The following is a 25,734-nucleotide window of genomic DNA, read 5'->3' as shown; positions in this document are numbered from 1 at the left end:
AAGAACAACGAGCGCCTACGCCTGAATACCCACCCAACCGCTGTCAGGCCGCAGGAAGTGAAGATCGCGGCGGAAGCGAGTATACCCAACCCGATCGAAGAACTCGAGAATCTGGATCGCACGTTTGCGGCCCAGCCCCGTCGCGTCGCGAAACGTCGCGGCATCGAGCCCGCCGCCGCTCGAAGGCGCGAGGTGCGCGACCAGTTCCGTCAGCTCGCGTACGACATCCGCGTGATAGAACAGGTCGCGCACGACCTGGTGCACGTCGCCGCGCCGCGCGAGCTTGCGCAGCAGCGTGCGCACCGCGTCCTCGGCCGCGCCCGTGTCGCGGGCCAGGTCGCGCACCCACGGCGGATCGAAGCGCCCCGCATGAATCAGCGGCAGCAGTTGCCGCGCCAGCGCTTCCTCGCGCGAATCGAGGCTCACCGAATGCGACGGCAGATGCAGCCACGGCCCGCTTCGCGCGACTTCGCCGCCGGACACCAGCGCATCGACGAGCGCACGCCACAACGCATCGCCGGCAAGCGGCGCAGCCATCCGCCGCAGGCGCGCGGCGTCGAGCCCCTGTTCGTCGGGCATGCGCTCGTGATACGCGCGCAGCGTCTCGATCGCCCGCGTCTGCAGCGCGCGCCAGTGCGCATGCGAAATCACCGCGCCGTCGTTCGACGCGGCATCGCGTTGCCCGATCGCCTGCGCGTCGTCCGGCAACGCGAGCGCATCCGGCGCGAAACCGGTGAGGTGCGTGAGCATCGCGCGCGGGATGCCGAGCGGCGCCTGCGCGAGCAGCGCATCGAGGCACCCTTCGTCGAGCCACTCGGCAAGTGCATCGAGCCACGCGCGGCGCGCGGGCGTGCGGCGCTTGCGCGCCGGCCCGAACGGATCGAGCACACGACCGCCGCCGACGGTGCGGGTCGCCTGCGGATTGCGGACGATGAAGCGGTCGCCCGGCAGCGCGAACACCGGTTCGTCGAATACCAGTTGCACGCGCATCCGCTGGCCGGCCGCGAGCGTATCGCCGTCGAGCAGCGCGACATGCGCGACGCGATGCAGCGTGCCGAGATGCACGTGCAGCGGCGCCCAGTGCGTCAGCGTCAGCCCCGCGTCCGCGAGCAGCGTCAGCTCGACGTCCACGCGCGGCGACGTCGCGGCGAGCCGCGCATCGGCGACGGTATCGCCGCGCTCGACGTCGGCCTTGTCGACGCCGGCCAGGTTCAGTGCGCAACGCTCGCCCGCGCGGCCGGCCTGGACCGGCCGGTTCTGCGCATGGATGCTGCGCACGCGCGCCGCGCCGCCCGTGCGCACGATCGCGAGCGTGTCGCCCGTCGCGACGCGGCCCGCGAACGCGGTGCCCGTCACGACGGTCCCCTGCCCCGCGAGCGTAAACACGCGATCGACCGCGAGCCGGAACAGGCCGTCGTCGCGGCGCGCACGCCACGCGATCGCCGCGTCGGCCAGGTGACGCTTCAACGCGGCGACGCCCGGATCGTCCACGGCCGTCGCACGGGTTTCGAAGATCGGCGCGCCGGCCAGCGTCGAGTCGTGCAGCCATGCGGCGATCTCGTCGCGCACCTGGGCGACGCGCGCGGCGTCGACACGATCGCACTTCGTCAGCGCGACCGCGCCGTGCGTGACGCCGAGCAGCTGCAGGATCGCGAGATGCTCGCGCGTCTGCGGCATCACGCCGTCGTCGGCGGCGATCACGAGCAGCGCGAAGTCGATCCCGCACGCGCCGGCCGCCATCGTATGGATCAGCTTCTCGTGGCCCGGCACGTCGATCAGGCCGAGCACGTCGCCGTTCTCGAGCGGCGTATACGCGTAGCCGAGCTCGATCGAGATGCCACGTGCCTTCTCTTCCTTCAGCCGGTCGGTATCGACGCCCGTCAGCGCCCGCGCGAGCGTCGTCTTGCCGTGATCGATGTGTCCCGCGGTACCGACGATCATGCAGCGGGCTCCGCGGGCGGCACGCATTGCGCGACGAATGCCGCTTCGTCGGCGGCTTCGAGGCAGCGCAGGTCGAGCCGCAGCGCGTTGTCGGCGATGCGGCCGATCACCGGGCGCGGCCATTCGCGCAGCCGCTTCTCGAGCTGCGCAAGCGCGCGGCCGCTGCGCTTGCCGTCCGGCGTGCGCACGACGAGCCCGGCGCTCGGCAGCTGGTCGACCGGCAGCGCGCCGCTGCCGATCTGGCTGAACATCGGTTCGACCGTCACGTCGAAACCGTTGCCGAGCGCGGCCTGCAGCGCCGGGCGCACGCGTTCGGCAGCCTCGGCGATCTCGCGCTGCGGACGCGTCAGCAGGCGCAAAGTCGTGAGCCGGTCGCGCAGGAATTCGGGTGCCTGATAGAGACGCAGCACGGGCTCGAGCGCCGCGAGCGTCAGCTTGCCGACGCGCAGCGCGCGCTTGAGCGGATGCTTCTTGATCTTCGCGACCAGTGCACGATCGCCGACGATCAGGCCGGCCTGCGGCCCGCCAAGCAGCTTGTCGCCGCTGAAGGTGACAACGTTTGCGCCGGCGGCGACGGTTTCCTGCACGGTCGTCTCGTGCGGCAGTCCCCATAACGACAGGTCGGCGAGCGTGCCGCTGCCGAGATCGACGGCGACCGGCAGCCCATGCTCGCGCGCGAGCGGCGCGAGTTCGGCGAGCGTCGCCTCCTTCGTGAAGCCGCTGATCGCATAGTTGCTGCAGTGCACCTTCATCAGCAGCGCGGTGCGCGGGCCGATCGCGTCCGCGTAGTCGCGCAGATGGGTGCGGTTGGTCGTGCCGACCTCGCGCAACCTGGCGCCAGCGCGACTCATGATGTCGGGAATCCGGAAGGCGCCGCCGATCTCGACCAGCTCGCCGCGCGATACGACCACTTCGCGCTTCGTCGCGAGCGCCGACAGCGTCAGCAGCACGGCCGCCGCATTGTTGTTGACGACGGTCGCCGCTTCCGCGCCCGTCAGTTCGCACAACAGATCGTCGATCAGGTCGTCGCGATCGCCGCGACGGCCCGTGGCGAGATCGAATTCGAGGTTGACGGGCCGCGTCAGCACGTCGATCACCGCGCGCACCGCTTCGTCGGGCAGCAGCGCGCGCCCGAGGTTCGTATGCAGCACGGTGCCGGTCAGGTTGAACACCGCGCGCACGGCGCCGGCGCTCTGTGCGGCCAGCGTGCGCGCGACGGCCGCGGCGATGCGCGGCTCGTCGAGCGGCTCGGCCGCCGCCGGATCGTGCTGCGCGGCGGTACGCCAGCGTTCGAGTTCGGCGCGCACGGCATTCAGCACGCGCGTGCGGCCATGGTCGGCAAGCAGCGGTTGCAGCGGTGCCGACGACAGCACGCGCTCGACCGACGGCACGCGCGCCAGCACCGCATTCAGTTCATTCACACCCGGTTCGGTCACGTAGTAGTGGCTCCAGTCTCATGCTTCGCAGTCGGCCGGGGCCGGCGCTCGCGCACCGCCCCCGGCCCCGTGCCGTCAATCCGCTTCCCGCGACACGTCCGGCCACAGCAGCGGGTTCGGCGAACTGCGCTGGTATCCGGCCTCGTTCATCAGCAGGTCGAGCGTGAGACTCGCGAGATCGTCCGCCAGCGGCTCGAATTCGTAGTCCTTCTCCTGGTAGCCGATCTTGCGATAGGTCTTGCACTCGTCGCACGATTCGGCCTTGACGGCTTCGCTGCCGCCCTCGATCCCGTGGTATGCGATGCCCTTCGTCGAATCGCAGTGCGAGCACTTGGTGCGCACCATGTGCCACTCGGTCGTGCACAGCCCGCATTGCAGGAAACGGTAGCCCTGGAACTGGCCGCCGACCCGCACGACGCTCGCGACCGGATGCGAGCCGCACACCGGGCACAGCCCCGGCTGGTCGAGATACGGAACGTCGGCCGGCGTCACGCGGCTGGCGAGATCGGTCCACACGACCTGCAGCGCGGCCATCAGGAACGGCGCGGTGGCCGGGTCGACCTCGGCGAAACGCAGCGCGAGGATCGCGTCGGCCTGCGCGTCGAGTTCGGCGGGCGCCATCAGGCGCAGCCGGTCGAGCAGCTTCGCGAGCGACGGATTGACGAGCCCGGCGCCTTCGACGCGATCGAGCAGTTCGTACAGCACGGCGCGCCAGCGCGGATCGCGCTCGCCGTCGAGCGCCGGCACGAGCGGCATCGAATGCTGCTGCGCACGCGCGATCGCTTCCTTCGACGGCAGCGGCAGCTCCAGCGTCTGCAATGTCGCGTGCTGCGCATCGGCGACGGTGGCCATCAGCCGCAGGTAGCCGCTGATCGGGTTCAGGTCGGCAAGCTTGCGCAGCCGCGCGGCGCGCGCCGCAAACGCGGTGGCGCGCTCCGGCAGGCGAAAGCGCGGAATGGCCGAATGATCGAGTGCCGAGATCTCGGTCGGTTCGAGAATGCGTTGTGTCACAGAAATGTATTCCAAATAAACAAGCGCCGACGGATCGGCGCTTCGGGCAGTTCCGACGGCTGACGGAGCGGCCCGCCGCGATCGGCGAACCGCCCCGCTCCGGTGCGTTATTTCACGCTTTCACGGAACCACTTCGGGTGGTGCTTGCGGGCCCAGCCCAGCGTGACGGTGCCACGCACCATCGCGCCGATCGAGCCCTTCACCCACAACGCCGCGTAAATGTGCACGATGATGCTCGCGATCAGCACGAAGGCCGCCACGGCATGCACGACAGCGGCCGCGCGAATCACCCCGATCGGGAAGTAGAACGAGAAGTAGCGCCGCCAGATCACGATCCCCGACAGCAGGAGCAACAGCAGGCATGCCACCAACGTAAAGAATAGCAGCTTCTGCCCGGCGTTATAGCGCCCGACGGGCGGCAGCTTGTCTTCCTGGTTGGTCAGCACGTCGCCGATCTGCTTCAGCCACTGCCGGTCGTCCGCGTCGAGCGCGTTGTGGTGCCAGAAGCGCACGACCAGGATCGCGAACGACACGAACATCACGAGGCCGACGAACGGATGCAGGATCCGCGTCCACTGGCCGCCGCCGAACAGCGCGGTCAGCCAGAACATCGACGGATGAAACAGCGCGAGCCCGGACAGCGCGAGCAGCACGAACGTGATCGCGGTGATCCAGTGATTCGTACGCTCGTTCGCCGAGTAGCGGACGATCAGGTTGGGGTCGTCGTGCTTCATTTCGCGTCCTCCTTGATGCGTCGCGCCTCGTCGCGCGCGGCCGATTCCTCGTCGTCGCTCACCTCGTTCGGACCGACCCGGACATAGTGGAAGAACCCGGCAAGCGCCGTCAGCGCGATGCCGGCGACCGCGAGCGGCTTCGCGATGCCCTTCCACAGCTTCACCATCGGGCTGATCGACGGGTTGTCGGGCAGCCCGTGGTACAGCGACGGTTTGTCGGCATGGTGCAGCACGTACATCACGTGCGTGCCGCCGACGCCCTGCGGGTCGTACAGCCCCGCATGCTCGAAGCCGCGCTCCTTCAGGTCCTCGATCCGCTCGGCCGCGTGCTGCTTCATGTCCTCCTTGGTACCGAACACGATCGCGCCCGTCGGGCAGGTCTTCACGCAGGCCGGTTCCTGGCCGACCGCGACGCGGTCGGAACAGAGCGTGCACTTGTACGCGCGATGATCCTTCTTCGAGATCCGCGGAACGTTGAACGGGCAGCCGGTCACGCAATAGCCGCAACCGATGCAGTTCTCCTCGTGGAAATCGACGATCCCGTTGTTGTACTGCACGATCGCACCCGGCGACGGACACGCCTTCAGGCAGCCCGGATCCTCGCAGTGCATGCAGCCGTCCTTGCGGATCAGCCATTCGAGGTCGCCTGCCGGGTTCTCGTATTCGGAGAACCGCATCACCGTCCACGAGTGCTCGGTCAGGTCGGCCGGGTTGTCGTACACGCCGACGTTGGTGCCGACCTCGTCGCGCAGGTCGTTCCACTCCATGCACGCCGTCTGGCATGCCTTGCAGCCGATGCACTTCGATACGTCGATCAGCTTCGCGACGCTCCCGGTCACCGGTTCGCGCACCGTGGGCGGTGGCGTCGTGGTGGCCGAGACGCGCTTGATATCCAGCGATTGCAATGCCATCTCTTTCCCCTTACGCCTTTTCGACCTTCACCAGGAACGACTTGAATTCCGGTGTGTACGAGTTGCCGTCACCCACGGACGGAGTCAGGGTATTGGCGAGATAGCCGGGCTTCGTCAGACCCTTGAAGCCCCAGTGCAACGGGATGCCGACCGTCTGGACCTTCTTGCCGTCGACCGTCAGCGGCTTGATCCGCTTCGTGACGAGTGCGACCGCGATGATGTAGCCGCGCTTGGACGACACCTTCACGCGTTCGCCATGCGCGACGCCGACTTCCTTCGCGAGGTCTTCGCCGATCTCGACGAATTGCTCGGGCTGGATGATCGAGTTCAGCCGCGCATGCTTGGTCCAGTAGTGGAAGTGCTCGGTCAGGCGGTAAGTCGTCGCGGCATGCGGGAACTCCGGTGCCTTGCCGAACGACGCGCGGTCATCCGGGAACACGCGGGCGGCCGGGTTGTTCAGCGCCTGCGGGTTGTTCGGGTGCAGCGGGTTCGTGCCGATCGGCGTCTCGAACGGCTCGTAGTGCTCGGGGAACGGACCTTCGTTCATCCCCGCGCGCGCGAAGAAGCGCGCGACGCCTTCCGGGTTCATGATGAACGGCCCCATCCCGTTCTCGGGCGGCTCGTCCGCCTTGAAGTCCGGAATGTCGGGGCCCGCCCACGCCTTGCCGTTCCAGCCGATCAGCTTGCGGGTCGGATCGAACGGCTTGCCGTTCACGTCGCACGATGCGCGGTTGTACAGGATCCGCCGGTTCGCCGGCCACGCCCACGCCCAGTTCAGCGTCTGGCCGATGCCGGTCGGATCCGAGTTGTCGCGCCGCCCCATCTGGTTGCCGGCCTGCGTCCATGCGCCGCAGAAGATCCAGCAGCCGCTCGCGGTCGTGCCGTCGTCCTTCAGTTGCGCGAACGCGGCGAGCTGCTCGCCCTTCTTCACGAGCGTCTTGGTCGGATCCTTCGGGTCGGGCAAGTCGGCGAGCGCCTTGCCGTTGAACTCCATCGCGAGCTCTTCGGGCGTCGGGCTTGCCGGGTTCGCATACGGCCAGGTCAGGTTCACGATCGGGTCCGGATACTTGCCGCCGTCTGCCTGATACATCTTGCGCATGCGCAGGAACAGCCCCGACATGATCTCGAGATCGCTCTTCGCGTCGCCCGGCGGCTCCGCGCCCTTCCAGTGCCATTGCAGCACGCGGCTCGAACTGACGAGCGAGCCGTTTTCCTCCGCAAAGCACGTGGTCGGCAGACGGAACACCTCGGTCTGGATCTTCGACGCATCGACGTCGTTGTAGTCGCCGTGATGCTTCCAGAACTCGGACGTCTCGGTCGCGAGCGGATCCATGATGACGAGCCACTTCAGCTTCGCGAGCCCCGCGGCCGTCTTCACCTTCGACGGCGCCGCCGCGAGCGGGTTGAAGCCCTGGCAGATGTAGCCGTTCATCTTGCCGGCATTCATCAGCTCGATCGCCTGCAGCAGGTCGTACTGCTTGTCCAGCTTCGGCAGGTAGTCGTAGCCCCAGTTGTTCTCGGCGGTCGCCGCATCGCCCCACCACGACTTCATGAAGCTGACGTGGAACGCCTTGTAGTTCTTCCAGTAGCTCAACTGGTTCGGCCGCAGCGGCAGCTGCGTGCGCTTCTTGATGTAGCCCTCGAAGTCCTGCTCGGACTGCATCGGCAGCGTCATGTAGCCCGGCAGCAGGTTCGACATCAGCCCGAGGTCGGTCAGCCCCTGGATGTTCGAGTGGCCGCGCAGCGCGTTCATCCCGCCGCCGGCGATGCCGATGTTGCCGAGCAGCAGCTGCACCATCGCGCCGGTGCGGATCATCTGCGCGCCGATCGAGTGGTGGGTCCAGCCGAGCGCGTACAGGATCGTGCCGGCGCGGCCTGGCACGGCCGTCGTCGCGAGCATCTCGCACACCTTCAGGAACTTCTCCTTCGGCGTGCCGCAGGTCTGCGCAACCATGTCCGGCGTATAGCGCGCGTAGTGCTGCTTCAGCAGGTTGTACACGCAGCGCGGATGCTGCAGCGTCGGGTCGACCTTCGCGAATCCGTCGTCGCCGCGCTCGTAGTCCCAGCTCGATTTGTCGGGGTACGCGTGCTTCTCCGCGTCATAGCCGGAATAGATGCCGTCGTTGAACGCGAAATCCTCGCGCACGATGAACGTGAAGTCCGTGTAGTTCTTCACATACTCGTGCTGGATCTTGTCGTTCGTCAGCAGATAGTTGATGACGCCGCCCAGGAAGACGATGTCGGTGCCGGTGCGAATCGGCGCGTAGTAATCGGCCACCGAGGCCGTACGCGTAAAGCGCGGGTCGACGACGATCAGCCGCGCCTTGCGGTGCGCCTTCGCCTCCGTTACCCACTTGAAACCGCACGGATGGGCCTCGGCTGCATTGCCGCCCATCACGAGAATCACGTCCGCGTTCTTGATGTCGACCCAATGGTTCGTCATCGCTCCACGGCCAAACGTCGGGGCAAGACCTGCCACCGTCGGGCCATGTCAGACACGCGCCTGATTGTCGAATGCGAGCATTCCCAGACTACGGATAGTCTTGTGCGTCAGGTAGCCGACCTCGTTGCTGCCCGCCGACGCGGCCAGCATGCCGGTCGTGAGCCAGCGGTTGACCTTCGCGCCGTCTTCCGTCGTCTCGACGAAGTTCGCGTCGCGGTCGGCCTTCATCAGCTTCGCGATCCGGTCGAGCGCGTCGTTCCACGAGATGGGTTCCCACTTGTCCGAGCCGGGCGCACGGTATTCGGGGTGCGTCAGGCGGTTCGGGCTGTGGATGAAGTCGATCAGGCTCGCGCCCTTCGGGCACAGCGTGCCGCGATTGACGGGATGGTCGGGATCTCCCTCGATATGGATGATGCTCGGCTGCGCATTCTTCGCGCCGTCTCCGAGGCTGTACATGAGGATGCCGCAACCCACTGAGCAGTAAGGACAGGTGTTGCGCGTTTCGACGGTGCGCGCCAGCTTGTACTGTCGGACTTCGGCAAGCGCTTCGGATGGAGAAAAGCCCATCAGGGCAAGACTCGATCCGGCAAGCGACGTGGCCGTCACCTTCAGGAACTGGCGCCGGGACATTTGTAGCATGGTGGTCTCGGCGTTATTGTGGGGTGGAGGAAACTGAAAGGAATTATAGACAGTTCGAGCAACTATGATCGAATCCTCGGATCAATGCTGAATTGTCTGATTACCAACGATGATCCGCGTTCCGCGCGCAACCTAACCGTCATGAAACGACAGATCACTTCCGAAGCAACCCGTCTTGCCCAGCAACAGGCCAACTGGGCCCTCACCGCGTTCAAGCGCTTCTCGTCCGACCGCTGCTCGTCGATGGCCGCGGGCATCGCGTTTTTCTCCGCGTTCTCGCTTGCGCCGACGCTCGTAATGGTGATCGCGGTGGCCGGCTGGTTCTACGGCGACGACGCCGCGCGCGGCCAGGTGTTCGAACAGGCGCACCAGTTGATCGGCGACGACGCGGCGGCCAGCATCCAGACGATCGTGCAGAACGCGCACCGCGCGGGCGAGCGCGGCGGCCTCGCGACGCTGATCTCGTTCGCCGCGCTCGCGGTCGGCGCGTCGGCCACGTTCGCGTCGCTCAGCGCCGCGCTCAGCGTGATCTGGCCGGCCACCGAAAACCGCTGGTCGAGCATGCTCGGGCTCGTGCGCGTGCGGCTGATCTCGTTCGGGCTCGTGCTCGGCGTCGCGTTCCTGCTGATCGTGTCGCTCGTGCTCGACACTGCGATCACGTTCGTCGGCACCTGGCTGCTGGGCGATTCGCCGTATGTCGTCGTCACGAACCTCGTGCAGTTCTTCGTCGGCATCGCGGTGCTCGCCGGCGCGTTCGCCGCGTTGATGAAGTTCCTGCCCGATGCGCGCGTCGCGTGGCGCGACGCCGCGGTCGGCGGCGTGGTGTCCGCGATCCTGTTCTCCGGCGGCAAGAAGCTGTTCGCGCTGTACCTCGCGCATGCAGGCACGGCCAGTGCGTTCGGCGCGGCCGGATCGTTCGCGGTCCTGCTGATGTGGCTGTACTTCTCTGCGATCGTGCTGCTGCTCGGCGCGGAATTCGCGGCGGCCCGCGGCAACGCGCACCGGCCCGCCGGTATCGCACCGGCCGTACACGCTCAGACCGATCGCATGCACAACGACTGATTCACCCGCCTCCTCCGCAAAGCGGCTGCGCGCCGGCATCGCGCGCGCCGCCAATGCCCCCTCGCACATCCGCCCGACTCCTGGCAACCACGCTGTCCGCCGTGCATTCGCGCGGCGTTGACGCGTTTCTCGTACGTCGGCGCGTTCGCAGTTGCAACGGCAAACGTTTGCAAGCACTCATTTCGCTGCTCCAACCGGCCGAAACAGTACGTCTGCCGCAATGTGCATCAAGCATTGAAACAATCGCGCCGCAGCAATTGTCAACTATTTCAAAAACAGGAACAGTCGTTGATGTGCTTGATATATATGGACTTTTCCACGCTGTTACCTTTTCGAGACACTTTATTTTTTAAGCTTTCTTGCGTGGATGGCACTGAGCTATTCTCCAATCCGCAACAAATAACGATGAATCACTTGCGTGGAGAATCTCAACGATGAAGAAACTTGCTCTCTCGACCCTCTCGCTCGCCCTGCTGGGCGCCGCTGGCGCTGCGCACGCTCAGTCGAGCGTGACGCTGTACGGCGTGATCGATACGTCGATCGCATGGGTGCACGGCAATGACGGTCAAGCCAACAACTCGTGGCAAATGCTGTCGGGCAACCTGCAAGGCAGCCGCTTCGGCCTGAAGGGCGCAGAAGACCTCGGCGGTGGCCTGAAGGCGATCTTCCAGTTGGAAAACGGCTTTGATCCGGGTACGGGCAAGCTGAACCAGGGCGGCCGCATGTTCGGTCGTCAGGCATTCGTCGGTCTCGACAGCAAGCAATACGGTACGCTGACGCTCGGCCGCCAGTACGACCCGCTGGTCGACCTGGTCCAGGCAGTCACGGCCGACAACTACTTCGGCAGCGTGATGGCCACGCCGGGCGACGTCGACAACAACGACAACAGCCTGCGCGTCAGCAACGCAATCAAGTACACGTCGCCGGTCTTCGCAGGCTTCCAGGTCGAAGGCATGTACGGCCTCGGCGGTGTAGCGGGCAAGACGGGCGCGGGCCAGACCTGGTCGGTCGCAGCCGCCTACAACAACGGCCCGGTCGGCGTTGCCGCAGGCTACTTCTACGCGAACAACCCGTCGCCGACGGCCACGGCCCTGCGCAGCGGCTGGGGTTCGACGACGTCCGACGCGATCTTCGACGGCCCGATCAACTCGGGTTACGCCACGGCGAAGTCGATCGCCATCGCGCAAGTCGCAGGTCAGTACGCGATCGGCCCGGTGACGTTCGGCGTCGGCTACAGCAACGCACAGTACAAGCCGGACGCGTTCTCGGGCTTCGGCTCGACCGAGAAGTACAACACGATCCGCGGCTTCGCGACGTACCAGGTCACGCCGCCGCTGCTGCTGGGCCTCGGCTACTCGTACACGAAGGCAAGCGGCGACACGTCGGCGAAGTACCATCAGGTCGGCGTCGGCGCGGACTACTCGCTGTCGAAGCGCACGGACATCTACCTGGTTGGCGCATACCAGCACGCGAGCGGCACGCAGCTCGTCGACGGCGTGCAGCAAAGCGCGCAAGCGTCGATCGCTTCGTACGGCTTCGCCGGCAAGAGCTCGGCCGAAATGGTCGCACTCGGCATTCGCCACAAGTTCTAAAAACGATGTATCCGGCGTGCATGGCGTCTCCGACGCCTTGCCGCCGAACTGGAAAGCCAGCCCCGGTTTCGGCCGCGGCTGGCTTTTTTTCGTCCGTCTCACGCGTGCCCACAGCGCCTGTACGGGCCGGCGAACGAAGCCGATGCCCGACCGCACGTCGGCGGGCCGGCAACGGCGCCTGGCGGCTGCAAAGCGCTGCAAATGCCGCTTCCGGGTGTCCGGCCAGGTCGCCGTCTTTCCTCCAGGCGACTACCATCCGCACTGTCGGCGCCGCTCATCCGGCGCGACGGCCATTCGCCCCACGTGTGTCGAATTCGGCGGCCGTCGTCCGTCGTATCGACAGCGGCACGCGGTTTGCGGCCCGGCCACTACAGACAGGAGATTCGCCATGACGATTCAGAAGATCACGCCTTTTCTCTGGTACTCGACGGAAGCCGAGGAAGCAGCGGCCTTCTATGCGGGCATCTTTCCGGATTCACGCGTCGTGCGCGTCACGTCGGTGTCCGGCACTGACGGTACGCGAATGGTCGAGTTCGAGCTGTTCGGGCAGCCGTTCATCGCGATGAGCCACAAACGCACGGAGACGTTCAACCACGCGATTTCGCTGCTGGTCAGTTGCGCCGACCAGGCGGAACTCGACCGCTACTGGAACGCCCTGCTCGACAACGGCGGCACGGCCGACGGCTGCGGCTGGCTCAGGGACTGCTACGGCGTGTCGTGGCAAATCGTTCCGGAAGCGCTCATCCCGATGATGGCCGATCGAGACACGGTCAAGGCGGCACGCGTGGCCGCAGCGATGATGCAGATGACCAAGTTCGACGACGCCGCGCTGAAGGCTGCCTATGCGGGCACGGCGGGTTGACGAAGCGCGTCGTGCCGCGGATGCGTGACGGCGTGCCGGTCAAGCGTGTCGCGAACCGCGAATCGCCGGCGGGCGGCCCGGATCGGCGGCTTGCGCGTGCGGCGGCGAAAGCGCTCATGATCCACCAAGGCGCCGGCCCGCAAGCCGATCGCGCGCACCGTGGCATCCGCCGCTACGCCGACAGCATCGATTCGACGGTCCGCCGCGCGTAGCCGATGAACGCGGCGAGCGGTTCGCCCGACAGGATCGCCGCGCCCGCTTCGCCACCGAAATAGGCGGCACGCGCAGCCGCTACAACCGGCCGGTAAGCGGCCGGCAGGCGCTCCAGCACCCATGCCGCGGCGACGTCCTTGGGCGCGATCCTGCCGGTTTCCGCGCTGTACCAGATGCGTGCGAGCGCTAGCACCACGTTGCACTCGTCGCCGCGCCAGTCCGGTTCGGCATTCCACTGCGCAACGGTAGCGAGAAGCGCGGCGACAAAGTCGCGGGCGGGCACCGGCTCGAATAGCGTGGCCGCCGGCGGACCGACCAGCGCGACACTGTGCTGCCGCGCCTTCGTCAACAGGATCGCCAGATCGTGATCGGCGAGCGCCGGTTCGACGATGCCTGCTTCGAGATCGCGCCGCAGCCACTCGCCGAACTGCAGTTCGCGTCGCGCCGGATGACGCCACGGCACCACGTCGCCGTGCGCGACGACGGTGACCTCGAGCGCGCGCATGCCGCCTGCGTGACCGGGCGGCGCCGACGCAGCGAGCACGTCGAACATCAGCGCACGCCGCGCCGTTTCGTCGGGTCGCACGGCCACCGTCACCAGCAGGTCGATGTCGCTGCGCGGTTTCAAGCCGCCGTCGAGCGCCGAACCGAACAGGTGGATCGCATCCAGCGTCGCACCGAGATGCCGCTCGAGCGCGGCGCGCGCGGTGGCGACCTGCCCGGCGATTTCAGACGGGACGAATTCAGTCACGATGCGCGGGCCTCACGATACGCACGCAACAGATGCAGCGGGAGCGACGAGGTAACGAGGTGAGGCGACGAGAGCGACGGGCTGCGGCGGTATAACGGCACGCGCGGACGACGATTGCCGTCCGTCATTGCGCAAGCGCGGCACGCCATTCGCCATTCGCCATTCGCCATTCGCCATTCGCCACGCGGCACGCGGCACGCGGCACGCGGCACGCATCGAACCACGCATCGCCGGCGCTTCGCGTTTTCGCTGCCGCGCGATTTGCGCGGCGCAATAAAAATCCCCGCACGCTTTCGCGTACGGGGATCGCAGGACATCGCAACGGCTGCCGACATGCATTCGGCAGCCGTTGCGCGGCATTACGCCGCCGCGTCCTTCAGCTTCTTCAGCGCACGTGCCTTCACGCGCACGCTGGCCGGCTTCGCCGGGAACCAACGCTCTTCGCCCGTGAACGGATCCTTGCCGAAGCGCTTCTTCTTCGCCGGCACGACTTGTGCCGTGATCTTCAGCAGACCCGGCAGCGTGAACTCGCCTGCGCCCTTCTTGTGGACCGAGCCCAGCACGACGTTCTCGAGTGCGACGAGCACTGCTTTGACCGCCTTCACTTCCACGGCTGCACGCTCAGCGATGTGCGTTGCGAGCGATGCCTTCGTGAACTTGTCCTTCAGCGGCGTCGGAGCAGCGGGCGCCTTCGCGACGGCGGCCTTCTTGGCCACTACTTTCTTCGCGGGCGCTACTTTCTTAGCAGCCACTTTCTTGGCCGGTGCGGCGGCAGCCTTCTTGGCCACCTTTTTTGCGGAAGTCGCCATGTTTCTCCTACCAGGTGTGGTCGTTCGTTGGATACACGAAGCGTGCACTGCGCACGCTTCAACGCCGGATTCTACAAGCGCCTTGACGCTTCGTGCAGTACTTTTATGCGTTTTCGCGGGGTTTCCCGCAGGTTTTGTTGCGCGCGACCGACTTCGCCGACGCTCGAGCGTCAAAAAACGCCTTCACGTATGCGTCCGAACGCGAATTACGTTCGATATTTGCGCACCTATACTGGGCTCGCTCAATGCCCGGATGCCTCCATGCGCGAAGTCAGATACGTCAAAGGACTCGACGGCCTGCGAGCCATCGCCGTCATTCTCGTTTTCCTGTCCCACAAGGGCCACGTCCTTGCCGTCGACGTCGGCAAGCTTGGCGTGTGGACGTTTTTCCTCATCAGCGGATTCCTGATCGTCGGCGAACTGCATCGCAACCGCCGGGCGGTCGAATGCGGCACCATGACGCGCCGCCATGCGCTCGCGCTGTTCCTCGCGAAGCGCGCGTTGCGGATCTTCCCCGTGTACTACCTGCTGCTCGCCGCGCTCGCGATCGCGCACGCGCTCTTCTACCAGCGCGGCGTCAACCTCGGGCTCGCGTGGCACGCGGCGTTCCTGTCGAATTACTGGATCGGCGTCGTCAAGGACGGCTGGCCGGGCTCCACGTCGCACTTCTGGAGCCTCGCGGTTGAACAGCAGTTCTATCTGATCGCACCGCTCGCGCTGCTCGCGGTGCCCGCCGCGCGACACGTCGCACTCGGCGTCGCGGCCGTCGCGCTGTGCGCGGCCGCGCATCTCGCGCTCTACCTGTCCGATGCGTCGCCGGTGCTGATCTACGCGTTTTCCCCGTGGAATTTCGCGCTGATCGCGCTCGGCGGCGTCGGCGCGATCGCGCTCGCCGATCACGGCCCGGCCGCCGTGCGCCGCGTCCCGCCCGGCTGGCTCGGCGCGGCAGGCGTCGTGTTTTTCCTCGCACTGCCTGCGTGCACGGCACTGCCCGACGCGGTCGCGGGGCTCGCGGATCTCGGCCTGTCCGCGTCGCTCGGCGCGCTGATGCTGTGGATCGTCAGCGAGCCCGAGCATCCCGTCGTCGCACTGCTCGACTGGGCGCCGCTCGTCTATCTCGGCACGATCAGCTACGGCTTCTACCTGTTCCACAACCTGATTCCGACGCGCTTCGGCGTGATGCCCGCGCTCTTCGCGCACGTGCCGATGCCGGAAATCGTCCGCGAAGCGCTGCCCGAGATGCTGCAATTCGCGCTCGCCGTGCTGCTCGCGCACCTGTCCTGGCGCTATCTCGAAAAAAGACTGCTCGACTTCAAGAAGCCGATCGCCGCGATGCTCGCCCGGCATTTCGTCGCGCGGCCGAGTACGTCGGCGCGTTGAGCGCCACGCGGAAGCGGAAAACACCGGGCGGGAAATGCGCGGGAAGACCGCGAGGCAGGTAGCGCCGGGAAGCTGACGCGCGGCGGCGCTGCGTCATAAACCGGCGGACCGACGCCGGCGCGAACGTCGACAATGCATCGCGCAACGACAACAACGCCGCACCGCACACCCCGGCAAGTGCTTCGGCACCGGTTTCAGGCGTGACGCCGGACCGCGCCGGAGCGCCCCGTTCCACACACGGCACCACGCTCCACGCGAACCCGACCGCACGACAAGCCGGCCGAACGCACCACGATCGCGCACCGGCAAATGCAAAAAAGCCCCGGCGCCTGAGCGGCCGGGGCCAACGGAACAACCACCACCTGAAACAACGGAGCGCGCAGCCGCCTACGCGACGGCAGCCAGCGCGGGCAAGCAGGTACGCAGGTACGCCTCGAATTCGCGGCTCACTTCCGGATGCTGGAGCGCGAGCTCGACGGTTGCCTTGAGATAGCCGATCTTGCTGCCGCAGTCGAAACGCGTGCCGTAGTAGCGGTACGCGAGCACCTGCTCGTTCGCGAGCAGCGTCTGGACCGCGTCGGTCAATTGCAGTTCGCCACCCGCGCCCGGCTTGAGCTTGCGCAGGTGATCGAAGATCGTCGGCATGAACACGTAACGACCGACCACGCCGAGATTCGACGGCGCATCCTCGGGCGCGGGCTTCTCGATGATGCCCGACAGCTTGATGATGTCCTCCTCCCATTCGCGGCCTTCGACGACGCCGTACGAGCGGCTGTCCTCGCGCGGGATCGTCTCTACCCCGATCACCGAGCTGTGATAGTGGTCGAACACGTCAACGAGCTGCTTGAGCACCGGCTGCTCGCCGTGCAGCAGGTCGTCGGCGAGGATCACCGCGAACGGCTCGCCGTGCACGAGCTTCTCCGCGCACAACACCGCATGGCCGAGACCGAGTGCTTCCGGCTGGCGCACGTAGAAGCAGTTGACGTGGCTCGGCTTGATGCCGCGCACGAGTTCGAGCAGCTTTTCCTTGCCGCGCGCCTCGAGTTCGGCCTCGATCTCGTACGACTTGTCGAAATGATCCTCGATCGCGCGCTTGCTGCGCCCGGTGACGAAGATCATCTCGGTGATACCGGCGTTGATCGCTTCCTCGACCGCGTACTGGATCAGCGGCTTGTCGACGACGGGCAACATTTCCTTCGGGCTCGCCTTCGTTGCCGGGAGGAACCGCGTGCCGAGACCGGCAACGGGGAACACGGCCTTGGTGACTTTCAACATGTTCGCATCCTGATTGCGTTGACTGCGCCGCGTCCACCTGCGACCCGGCGCGATTGTGTTCCGAACGGCATATCGAGAATCGACGGCACTGCCAATTCCACTCCGCTCATTTTCGATATGGACTGATTGCCCAATGTTTCCGAAAAAAATATAATCCTTTCAATCCGGTCGATATTGCCGGACCGAGTGCCGAAGCAGAAACAAATTACCGATTTTCCAGATACAAATTCTTACGATTCGAATTCCTCGATATAGGGCACGCCGCCCCGTTCGAGGCCCGGGCGAATCGGCTCGTTCTTCAGCGCTTCGCGGTACGCCGACAGCACGGCCATGACCAGCAGTACTGCAGCGCTCGCGATCCAATGCATGTCCATCTTGCCGCTCCTTGCATCAATCAACTGGAGCTTCAAACTATCAGAAAAAAATCGGCAAATAATTGACGCGCCTGCGGAACCGCTTTCAGAATCCAGATAAAACCATCATGCGGAATTCCGTTATTTCCGGGCGAGATTTTTTTATTCATTGATCGAATTCTTGCGCATTACGATGAGACTTCCCGTTCGTCCGTCTTCCACACCATCCGTCGCAAGGAATCGAATCGCATGCAAGCATTCAGCGGATCGTCTCTGACCGCGCCGCCCGTCGCCGATCACAAGGAACACGTCATCGACGCGATGCGCGGCTTCGCGGCGCTGCTCGTCGCCTATTTCCACTGCCGCCAGGTCGTCTGGGTCGGGATGCAGACCTTCCATCATGCTTACGGTCGCGCGCTCGACCCGAGCGTGATCGTCGGCTACCTGACCTTCCCGTTCGCGTGGGGCTCCGCCGGCGTGCCGATCTTCTTCGTGATCAGCGGCTACTGCATCCACCGCAACGCGGCGCTCAAGCTCGCGGCCGATCCCGCGTACCGGCTCGACGCGCCCAACTTCTGGGCACGCCGGTTCGCCCGCATCTACCCGGTGCTGCTCGCCGCGCTGCTGTTCACGCTCGCGCTCGACCTGGTCAGCCTGCAGATCGAGCCCGTCAGCCACAAGATCCGCGACATCGGCATCACCGCGTTCCTCGTGAACCTGTTCTCGCTGCAGGGCGTCGCCGGCTACACATACGGGTCGAACGGCGCGCTGTGGACGCTGTCGCTCGAAGTGCAGTTCTACGCGATCTACCCGCTGCTGTTCGCGCTGCGCCGGCGCATCGGCATGCCGGCCGTCGTGGCCGCGGTCGCGCTCGTCAACGTCGCGTCGGCGTGGCTGCTCGAACGGCACGACCTGCAGTTCTTCACGTCGTACTGGCTGTCCTGGACGATCGGCGCATGGATCGCCGACGTGCGGGCTCAGCAGGCGCGCGGCGCGGCCGCCGTGCCGTCGCGCGCGTGGTACGTCGCGGCCGCCGTGCTGCTGGCCGCCGGTTGCGGCGCGTTCCGTTTCGGCCAGTACGGCGCGTTCCAGCTGTGGTCGGCCGGCTTCGCGTGCTTCCTGTACCGCGCGCTCGCGCGCCCGCCGCGCCCGACGCCGCCGCTGCGCGTGCTCGGCTGGTTCGGCGACTTCAGCTACTCGCTGTACCTGATCCACCTGCCGCTGTTCGTGTGCCTCGGCTCGGTGCTGTTCCACTCCGAACTGCAACTGTCGATCTGGCCGTCGATCGCGTTCATGGCCGCCGCGATTCCGGTCGCGTACCTGTTCTACCGGATGTTCGAACGGCCGGCGATGACGTGGTCGGCCAGTTTCAAGCCGACGCGCACTGCCCGAGTCGTCGCGCAGGCGCCCGAGCGGGCCGTCTGATCCACGGCCGGACCGGTTTCGAAGCCCCCGTGCAGCGCCTTGCTGCGCGGGGGCTTTTTCACGACCGAAGCGCGGTTGCATGGCGGGTCAGGAGGATACACAACCAACCCTGTATGCCGGCGCGCGTGACGGCCGCCTGTCCGGTCGCAATGCACCGGCCCTGGGCTGCCCCCTATCGGATTCGTCCCGGCGCCGCCTGGCCACCTGGCCGCCTTGCCGCCCCGTCAGCCGCACGATCCCGATCGAAACGGCAACCGGTCGATCCCACGCCCGTGCACGACACGGCCCGCACCAGCCCACCCGCCACTCGCCCGACCAAACGCACCCGCTGAAATACGAAGCCCCCACGCGGCACAACACCGCATGAGGGCTCGTTTCGTTTCCCGCCGGCTGGCGCCGTCTGCTACGCCCGCTTCTTCGCCTTCGCAGCCTTCGCCGTATCAGCGAGAATCTTCTCGACCCGCTCCACGTAGGTCTCGGTGCCGAACCGGCGCACCGCCGTCACGCGCCCGCTCGCGACGAGCCGCTCGCGCAGCGCGCCGTCGCGCTTCAGCGTATCCAGCGCATTGGCCAGCGCGGTCGCATCGCCCGGCTCGCAGAGCAGCCCGTTGTCGCCGTCCTCGATGATCTCGACGACGCCGCCCGCGCGGGCCGCGACGACCGGCCGGCGCGCGAGCATCCCTTCGACGATCACGCGCCCGAACGGCTCCGGCGTGATCGACGTGTGCGCGACGACGTCGACCGCCGTCATGCACGCGGCCACGTCGCGCTGGAACCCGAGGAAATGCACGCGCGCGCCCATCCCGTGCCGCGCGACGTATTCGTGCAGTTGCGCCGCGTATTCGTCCTCGCCGAACAACGGCGCGCCGACCAGCACCACGTGCATGTCGGGATGCCGCGCGGCAGCCTCCAGCAGCACGTGCTGCCCCTTCCAGCGCGCCAGACGGCTGAACGAGCCGACGAGCCACGCATCCTGCGGCAACCCGAGGCGCGCGCGCAGCGCAGCCTGGCTGACGCCTTCCAGCGCATCGAACGGCTCGGCCGAAATGCCGTTGAACACGACGTCGACGTGCTGCGGCGTGAAGCCCGTCAGCGTGCGGAACGCCTGCGCGGAAGCATCGGAGTTCGCGATCACGCGCGTGACGCCGAGCCGCGCGCAGTACTTGATCGCCAGCAATTGCTTGCTGCCGAAATGGTCGGTGCTGACGATGTCGCGCAGATGCCAGACCACCGGCTTGCGCGCGAGCCGCCCGGCGAGCGCGGCGACCACCATCGCGCGCTGCGTGTTCGCGTAGATCACCTCGGCACGGCGCGCGCGCCGCGCGACGTCGCGCACGAGCCGCACGAGCTGTTTCAATGCGCCGGCCGACACGCCGCCCTGCTTGCGCACGGCCGCCAGCGCGCCCTGGTCGACCACGTCGACACGCGCGCCGATCTCGTCGAGCGCCGCGCGGAACGGGCCGTCGTCGAACAGCAGCACGTCGGCGTTCGCGCGCATGTGCTTCATGATCTCGAGCAGCGACAGCTCGGCGCCGCCGAGCACGCCGCTCTGGTCGAGCACGAGCGTCGCCGGGCCGCGCGCGGCCGGCATCGGCGCGACGGCCGTGCCGCGCTGCGCGGTCGAGCCGGGCAGCGCGGTTTCCACATAGTCGAGAAAGCGCCGCCGGAACGTATCGGCGGAAAACCGCTCCGCGTTCGCACGGCATGCGTTCGGCGTGAAGCGCTGCGGCGCGCGCTCGAAATCGTCGACGGCCGCGACGATCGCGTGCGGCGTCTGCTCGTCGAAGAACAGCCCGGTCGGATTCGCGCCCGATTGCGGGTCGAGCACGGTTTCGAGCGCACCGCCCTTGCCGTATGCGATCACCGGCGTACCGCAGGCCTGCGCCTCGACGACCGAGATCCCGAAATCCTCCTCGGCCGCGAACACGAACGCCTTCGCGCGCCGCATCCGGTCGTGCAGCACCGCGAACGGCTGGTAGCCCATGATCTCGACGTTCGGGCCGGCCTTCGCGCGGATCTTCTGCATCTCGGGGCCGTCGCCGATCACGACCAGCTTGCGCTCGGGCGTCTTCGAGAACGCCTCGACGATCAGGTCGATCTTCTTGTACGGCACCATCCGCGACGCGGTCAGGTAGAAATCGTCCTTGACCGCGTTCAGCGAGAAACCGTCGACGTCGACCGGCGGGAAGATCACCGCCGCGTCGCGGTGGTAGACCTTCTTGATGCGCCGTGCGATGAACGCGGAGTTCGCGACGAAGCCGTCCACCGCGTTCGCGGTGCGCGTGTCCCAGTTGCGGATGTAGTGAAGAATCATCCGCGCGAGCAGCGATTTCGGCCCGTGCGTGAGGTTCGACTGCTCCAGGTACTGGTGCTGCAGGTCCCACGCATAGCGGATCGGCGAATGCACGTAGCTGATGTGCACCTGGTCCGGCCCTGTCAGCACGCCCTTCGCGACCGCGTGGCTGCTCGAGATCACGAGATCGTAGTCGGACACGTCGAGCTGCTCGATCGCGAGCGGCATCAGCGGCAGGTAGCTGCGGTACTTGGTGCGCGCGAACGGCAGTTTCTGGATAAACGACGTCGTCACCGGCTTGCCGCGCACGAACGCGCGGTCGTCGAGAAAATCGACGAGGCTGAACAGGTCCGCGTCGGGAAAGCACGCGACGATCTGTTCGAGCACGCGCTCGGCGCCTGCATAGGTGACGAGCCAGTCGTGGACGATCGCCACGCGCAGCGCGCGTGCCGGCTGGCGCGCGCTGGCCCGCTCGGCCGGCATGGACCGGCGCAGCGCGGCGGCATCGCCCGCTTCGGCCGCAGCCGCATCGGCGGTGGCGAGGTTCAGGATGGCGTGTTCCGCCAGATCGCGATTCATATCGTTTTCCTCGCATTGAGACGGACAAACAGGTCACGCACGAGCGCACGCAGCCCCGGCGTCATCGTGAGCGACCACGCGACGTTCAGCACCAGCACGATCGCGCACATGCCGATCGATTCGCCGAGCCCCGGCCACGCCTGCGCGAGAAACAGGCTCGCGAGCAGGAAGGCCAGGTGCGCCAGCATGTCGAGCACGATCGCGCGCATCCGGATCGCCGACAGATACAGCAGCACGCCGTAGTCGACGAACGCACGCGCCGCGACGACCACCGCCGCGCCGATCAGCCCGAAGTGATGAATGCCGAACCACAGGCCGCCGACGAAGAACGGCATCTCGACGAGCCCGGCGAACGCCGCGCGGGCCGGGTTGACCTGCGACTGGATCAGGATCCGCGTCACGCTCGCCTGGCCGACGAGCCACACGCTGATCACCAGCACGCGGCCGACCGGCGCCGAATGCGCGGCGAGATCGGCGCCGACCCACAGCGTGAGGAACGGCGCGAGCGCGAAGATCGCGACGATGCCGACCGGCGTGAACACGCCGTTCAGGAATTCGAGCGACTGGCGCGCGAGCGTGTCCGCGTGATCGCGGCCGACCGCCGACAGGCGCGGGAACAGCGTGCGCACGAGCGCGTTCGGCAGCATGTTCAGGCGCGTGACGAGGTTCTGCGGCACCGTGTAGTAGGTGACGAACTTCGCGCCCATTCCGGCGCCGAGCATCACGCGGTCGAGCGTGTCCGCGATCATGCTCGTCGTGCTCGCGATCAGCATCCAGCCGCCGAAGTTGAACAGCCCCTTCGCGGTGCCCCACTGCGGCGGATCGATGCGGCGGATGCCGAGCACCTTGATGCTGGCGTGGCCGAGCATCACCGCCGCGATCAGCCGCGCGACGACTGCCGCGGCGAGCACGGTCTGCAGGTTCGGCGCGATCCACCATGCGGCGCCGAGCGGCAGCAACTGGAACAGGAACGTGCCGATCGTCTGGTTCGTGTTGAACACGCCGAACCGTTCGGCGCCGTTGATCGCGCCGGCGAACACCCACGACACGTTCGCGAGCGGAATCGCGAGCGCGAGCCACGGCAGCGCGAGATACACCTCGTGCTGCATCGCGGCCGACACCTTCGTGAAATACGCGGTGTAGACGAACGCGCCGAAATAGATCAGCAGCCCGCCCACGACGCCGGTGCCGAGATTCAGCCAGAACGCGCTCCAGAACACGCGCGCGCTTTCGTCGTCGTTGCCGCTCGCGAGCGCCTTCGAGATGTGGTTCTGCGCGGCCATGCTCATCCCGAGATCGAGGATCCCGAAATAGCCGATCAGCGTCCACACGAGGCTGACGACGCCATAGCGTTCGACGCCGAGCGCGTGGATATAAGCGGGCACCGTCACCAGCGACACGAAGGTCGGCAGGATCAGCCCGATGAAATTGATCGAAACGTTCTTGAGTATGCCTTTGTCCATGCTTGTGCCTTATGTGACGGCGACGACGTCGTTAACGGCGCGCCGCCCGTCACGGTTTCCAGCGATACATCAGCACCTTGCCGCGTGCGTCTTCCTCGACGAACACGAGGTATTCGCCGTTCTCGCGCCGGAACGCACTGATGCCGAACGGCACGTCGACCCAGCCGGATGCCTTGCCGACCTCGGTGCCCGGGCTCATCACGCCCACTTCCTTGCCGGTGTCCTTGTCGTACACGTGGATCTTGCCGACCGGCTCCACGGTGAAGATGTAGCGGCCCTCGACCGTGATCCCGATCAGGTCCAGGATCGGCTTCGCGTCGAGCTGCCACGGCAGCGCGACCGTGTAGCGCACGACGGGTGAGCCGGTCGACCACTTGTCGAAACGCACCAGCACGCGGCCGACTTCCTTGTTGATGCCCGGCTGCGGCGGCGCGTCGGCCGTGTAGCCGGTCACGTACAGCGTGTCGGCTTGCGCGTCGTAGATCGAGCGGCGCAGTTGCGTGAACGGCTGCGGCATCGGGTAGGTCGTGACCTTGTCGTACGAGTAGACCGGGTTGCCGGCCTTGTCGACGCCGCCGTACTGGAAGCGGTGGATGCCGCGCACGTCGCTCGTGCGCCAGATGTCGCCCTTCGTGTCGACCCACCAGCCCCAACCGCCCGCCTTCGCCTTGCCGGTCGTGTTGATCTCGAACTCGTCGGCGTCGAGCCGGCCGTTGCCGTTCGCGTCGCGCCACAGCCAGTCGCCGCCGGGCGGCTTGTTCGGCACTTTGTCGACCGGTCGCGCGCGGCCCGCGATCAGGCCCGACGGAATCGCGACCTCGCCGTCGCGCTTCGCGTCGAAGCGGTAGATCTTCAGGTGATCGGCGTACATGTCGGTCAGGTACAGGAACGTACGGCCGTCGACGCGGCGCGCGATCGGCATGCCCGGCCACTGGTCCGTGTGGAACACGGGATCGTCCGGATACTTGAAGCGGTTCGACAGGAAGCCGACGTATTTCCAGTCCTGGCCCGGCGGCTTCGACAGGTCGAGCTCGAAGCGCTTGTTGCCCGTGTACACGCTGTTCGGCCGCGCGGGGTCGAGCCACGCGCCGTCGACGAACAGCAGCCCCTGCACCTGCCAGCGCGGCTTGCCGTCCGGCGTGTAGCTTTCGAGCACCGCGCCGAGCCCCGCGCCGATCGTGTCGTGGCGCGGTCCGATGCCGTTCATCGACACATACACGTTGCCCGCGCGATCGACGCCGACGCCCGTCAGCCCGTTGAAGCGCTGCGGCCCCGGCCGCCCCGGCACCGGGCCGGCGAAGATGCCGCCGCGCTCGCCGAGCGTGCCGGACTGCGCATAACCCTTGCCGCCTTTCGAGAAGATCAGGATCTGCTGGCGCGGCCCGTTGTCCGCGACGAGCACGCGCCCTTTCGCGTCGACCGCCACGTCCACCGCGTCGGTGCCTTCCGGCAGCGCGGGCGCGTCGTCCAGCTTGCGGCCGTCCGCACGCACGTGCACGAGGTGCGCGGGGCCGTTCAGCGTGTCCGTGAGCAACCACAGCGTGCCGTCGCCCGCGAGCGCGATGCGGCCCGGTTCGTGCGCGCTCCACGTGCCCTTCTGCTGCATCGTCTCCGCGTCGTACACGTCCACCACGTCGTGGGACGGATTCGTCGCGAACAGCGTCTTGTCGTCAGCCGCGAGACCGCCCACTTCCGCCTTCACCTCGCCCACTTCCGAGCGCGCGGGAGCCGGCACCTCGTTCATCATCATGAAACTCGCGGCCATGCGCGCGCGGCCGGCATCGGCGCGTCCGCCCGGCGCGACCTGCGGTGCCGCGCGAAACGGCGCGGGCTGCTTCATGTCGCCGATCGTGCGCCGCGAGATGCCGAACCACTGCTTGCCCTTGTCCGGCCAGATGCCGGGCGACTGCAGGTGGCCGCGTTCGTTGCCGACGCCGATCGCGACATACGCGTACTTGCTGTTCACGGCGATCGCATTGCCGCCGAGATTGCCCCAGCCGTGCGTGCCGCCGGCGAAGCCGAGCATCTTGCCGTCCTGGTAGACGCTCGCCTCGGCGCCGCTTTCGTCCCATGGCGCATTCGTATATACCTTGCCTTCAGGCGTCACCGCGATCGCTCGGATGTCGATCTGCGTCCAGCTGCCGTCGCCATAGCCGAACGTGTTGCCGATCCACGACGTCGTCGCGGGCAACACCGTTTCGGCCGGTGCGGCGCTCGTCAGCAGCGTCGCGCATACCGTCATGCCTACCAGAATCAGACGTCGCAATGCGCTTCTCCAGACTCGATGCAACAGCGACCGGCGACGCCGCGGACTGCCGCCGGCGCACCCTGTCGCTAAATGGGTTTCAAACGTCGCGATGCAGGTTACAAGCAAAAATAATCACAAGAAATTTGGAAATATTTGGGGATGTTTCCGCCTGAAATATCGAACCGGAACAGGCCGAAAATGGCACCCGGAAACGGCAATAACGACCGCCTTTCACGCGCCGCCCTGTAGAAAATGCCGCCCCGCACCGCCTGTCGCGGCTGCCCGGGCATCAACCTTTCATCTCACGACCGGAA

At 66.7% G+C, this 25,734-nt stretch carries 18 protein-coding genes; 5 read left to right on the top strand and 13 right to left on the bottom strand.

Going from position 1 to position 25,734, the window contains the following annotated elements; all coding sequences use genetic code 11:
* Positions 1-15 precede the first annotated feature (15 nt).
* The 6 genes from selB to fdnG all read right to left on the bottom strand — a co-directional run bounded on the left by selB (position 16) and on the right by fdnG (position 9,115).
* A complete protein-coding gene (gene selB / locus KVT39_RS18785) occupies positions 16-1,941 on the bottom strand; it encodes a selenocysteine-specific translation elongation factor (protein ID WP_034179963.1) in 1,926 nt (641 codons plus the stop codon).
* Positions 1,938-3,377 (bottom strand): L-seryl-tRNA(Sec) selenium transferase, encoded by a 1,440-nt coding sequence (gene selA, locus KVT39_RS18780; protein WP_105390814.1) that lies wholly within the window; start codon positions 3,375-3,377, stop codon positions 1,938-1,940. The genes selB and selA overlap by 4 nt, the downstream gene beginning before the upstream one ends.
* 75 nt (positions 3,378-3,452) lie before the next feature.
* Positions 3,453-4,388 carry a formate dehydrogenase accessory protein FdhE gene (gene fdhE / locus KVT39_RS18775; protein ID WP_217589956.1) on the bottom strand — a complete coding sequence of 312 codons (936 nt, stop codon included), beginning with the start codon at positions 4,386-4,388 and terminating at the stop codon, positions 3,453-3,455.
* Positions 4,389-4,495: 107 nt separating this feature from the next.
* Positions 4,496-5,122, bottom strand: coding sequence for a formate dehydrogenase subunit gamma (locus KVT39_RS18770; RefSeq protein ID WP_059599523.1), 627 nt, complete (start codon positions 5,120-5,122; stop codon positions 4,496-4,498).
* Entirely contained in the window at positions 5,119-6,033 is a 915-nt protein-coding gene (fdxH, locus tag KVT39_RS18765; RefSeq protein ID WP_034179967.1) for a formate dehydrogenase subunit beta, read from the bottom strand. Before fdxH ends, KVT39_RS18770 begins: the two co-directional genes overlap by 4 nt.
* Positions 6,034-6,043: 10 nt before the next feature.
* Positions 6,044-9,115 carry a formate dehydrogenase-N subunit alpha gene (gene fdnG, locus KVT39_RS18760; RefSeq protein WP_217589955.1) on the bottom strand — a complete coding sequence of 1,024 codons (3,072 nt, stop codon included), beginning with the start codon at positions 9,113-9,115 and terminating at the stop codon, positions 6,044-6,046.
* Between the two features lie 141 nt (positions 9,116-9,256).
* Here fdnG and KVT39_RS18755 point away from each other — a divergent pair, with 141 nt between their 5' ends.
* The 3 genes from KVT39_RS18755 (at position 9,257) to KVT39_RS18745 (ending at position 12,631) form a co-directional block, all read left to right on the top strand.
* Positions 9,257-10,177 carry a YihY/virulence factor BrkB family protein gene (locus KVT39_RS18755; protein WP_131949288.1) on the top strand — a complete coding sequence of 307 codons (921 nt, stop codon included), beginning with the start codon at positions 9,257-9,259 and terminating at the stop codon, positions 10,175-10,177.
* Positions 10,178-10,611: 434 nt separating this feature from the next.
* Positions 10,612-11,769: a porin gene (locus KVT39_RS18750; protein WP_217589954.1), complete on the top strand. Its 1,158-nt coding sequence runs from the start codon at positions 10,612-10,614 to the stop codon at positions 11,767-11,769.
* Between the two features lie 388 nt (positions 11,770-12,157).
* Positions 12,158-12,631, top strand: a complete 474-nt coding sequence (locus KVT39_RS18745) for a VOC family protein (RefSeq protein WP_217589953.1) — start codon at positions 12,158-12,160, stop codon at positions 12,629-12,631.
* A 172-nt stretch (positions 12,632-12,803) separates the two neighbouring features.
* Here the strand turns inward: KVT39_RS18745 and KVT39_RS18740 are convergent, their stop codons facing one another.
* The gene (locus KVT39_RS18740; protein WP_217589952.1) at positions 12,804-13,595 is read right to left on the bottom strand and encodes an AadA family aminoglycoside 3''-O-nucleotidyltransferase; all 792 of its coding nucleotides are present in this window, start codon (positions 13,593-13,595) and stop codon (positions 12,804-12,806) included.
* A gap of 359 nt (positions 13,596-13,954) precedes the next feature.
* A complete protein-coding gene (locus KVT39_RS18735) occupies positions 13,955-14,404 on the bottom strand; it encodes an HU family DNA-binding protein (protein WP_034179973.1) in 450 nt (149 codons plus the stop codon).
* A gap of 261 nt (positions 14,405-14,665) precedes the next feature.
* On the opposite strand from KVT39_RS18735, the gene KVT39_RS18730 reads away from it, so the two are divergent.
* Positions 14,666-15,784, top strand: coding sequence for an acyltransferase (locus tag KVT39_RS18730; protein WP_034179974.1), 1,119 nt, complete (start codon positions 14,666-14,668; stop codon positions 15,782-15,784).
* Positions 15,785-16,171: 387 nt separating this feature from the next.
* Here KVT39_RS18730 and galU read toward each other — a convergent pair whose 3' ends face one another.
* Both galU and KVT39_RS18720 read right to left on the bottom strand, forming a co-directional pair.
* Complete coding sequence (gene galU / locus KVT39_RS18725) at positions 16,172-17,059, bottom strand: UTP--glucose-1-phosphate uridylyltransferase GalU (protein ID WP_034179975.1); 888 nt, start codon at positions 17,057-17,059, stop codon at positions 16,172-16,174.
* A gap of 230 nt (positions 17,060-17,289) precedes the next feature.
* Positions 17,290-17,433: a hypothetical protein gene (locus tag KVT39_RS18720; protein WP_006479318.1), complete on the bottom strand. Its 144-nt coding sequence runs from the start codon at positions 17,431-17,433 to the stop codon at positions 17,290-17,292.
* 228 nt (positions 17,434-17,661) lie between these two features.
* Here KVT39_RS18720 and KVT39_RS18715 point away from each other — a divergent pair, with 228 nt between their 5' ends.
* The gene (locus KVT39_RS18715; RefSeq protein WP_217589951.1) at positions 17,662-18,837 is read left to right on the top strand and encodes an acyltransferase; all 1,176 of its coding nucleotides are present in this window, start codon (positions 17,662-17,664) and stop codon (positions 18,835-18,837) included.
* A gap of 403 nt (positions 18,838-19,240) precedes the next feature.
* On the opposite strand, the gene KVT39_RS18710 is transcribed toward KVT39_RS18715, so the two are convergent.
* The 3 genes from KVT39_RS18710 to KVT39_RS18700 are packed head-to-tail and all read right to left on the bottom strand — an operon-like array spanning position 19,241 to position 25,414.
* On the bottom strand, positions 19,241-21,709 hold the full coding sequence (locus KVT39_RS18710) for a glycosyltransferase family 4 protein (RefSeq protein ID WP_217589950.1): 2,469 nt from the start codon (positions 21,707-21,709) through the stop codon (positions 19,241-19,243).
* Entirely contained in the window at positions 21,706-23,172 is a 1,467-nt protein-coding gene (locus tag KVT39_RS18705) for a flippase (protein WP_105390806.1), read from the bottom strand. The genes KVT39_RS18710 and KVT39_RS18705 overlap by 4 nt, the downstream gene beginning before the upstream one ends.
* Positions 23,173-23,221: 49 nt before the next feature.
* A complete protein-coding gene (locus KVT39_RS18700; RefSeq protein WP_217589978.1) occupies positions 23,222-25,414 on the bottom strand; it encodes a hypothetical protein in 2,193 nt (730 codons plus the stop codon).
* Positions 25,415-25,734: the final 320 nt, after the last annotated feature.

It is taken from the genome of Burkholderia sp. GbtcB21 (genome assembly GCF_019091065.1).
Lineage (GTDB): Bacteria > Pseudomonadota > Gammaproteobacteria > Burkholderiales > Burkholderiaceae > Burkholderia > Burkholderia pyrrocinia_C.
This window is presented reverse-complemented; position numbering and strand designations above follow the sequence as displayed.

Coding starts and splice junctions, on each gene's coding strand:
- galU (WP_034179975.1), bottom strand. CDS start 17,059: ATGTTGAAAGTCACCAAGGCCGTGTTCCCCGTTGCCGGTCTCGGCACG.
- KVT39_RS18705 (WP_105390806.1), bottom strand. CDS start 23,172: ATGGACAAAGGCATACTCAAGAACGTTTCGATCAATTTCATCGGGCTG.
- KVT39_RS18710 (WP_217589950.1), bottom strand. CDS start 21,709: ATGAATCGCGATCTGGCGGAACACGCCATCCTGAACCTCGCCACCGCC.
- fdxH (WP_034179967.1), bottom strand. CDS start 6,033: ATGGCATTGCAATCGCTGGATATCAAGCGCGTCTCGGCCACCACGACG.
- KVT39_RS18755 (WP_131949288.1), top strand. CDS start 9,257: ATGAAACGACAGATCACTTCCGAAGCAACCCGTCTTGCCCAGCAACAG.
- KVT39_RS18750 (WP_217589954.1), top strand. CDS start 10,612: ATGAAGAAACTTGCTCTCTCGACCCTCTCGCTCGCCCTGCTGGGCGCC.
- KVT39_RS18745 (WP_217589953.1), top strand. CDS start 12,158: ATGACGATTCAGAAGATCACGCCTTTTCTCTGGTACTCGACGGAAGCC.
- KVT39_RS18735 (WP_034179973.1), bottom strand. CDS start 14,404: ATGGCGACTTCCGCAAAAAAGGTGGCCAAGAAGGCTGCCGCCGCACCG.
- KVT39_RS18730 (WP_034179974.1), top strand. CDS start 14,666: ATGCGCGAAGTCAGATACGTCAAAGGACTCGACGGCCTGCGAGCCATC.
- KVT39_RS18715 (WP_217589951.1), top strand. CDS start 17,662: ATGCAAGCATTCAGCGGATCGTCTCTGACCGCGCCGCCCGTCGCCGAT.
- KVT39_RS18770 (WP_059599523.1), bottom strand. CDS start 5,122: ATGAAGCACGACGACCCCAACCTGATCGTCCGCTACTCGGCGAACGAG.
- selB (WP_034179963.1), bottom strand. CDS start 1,941: ATGATCGTCGGTACCGCGGGACACATCGATCACGGCAAGACGACGCTC.
- KVT39_RS18720 (WP_006479318.1), bottom strand. CDS start 17,433: ATGGACATGCATTGGATCGCGAGCGCTGCAGTACTGCTGGTCATGGCC.
- KVT39_RS18700 (WP_217589978.1), bottom strand. CDS start 25,414: ATGACGGTATGCGCGACGCTGCTGACGAGCGCCGCACCGGCCGAAACG.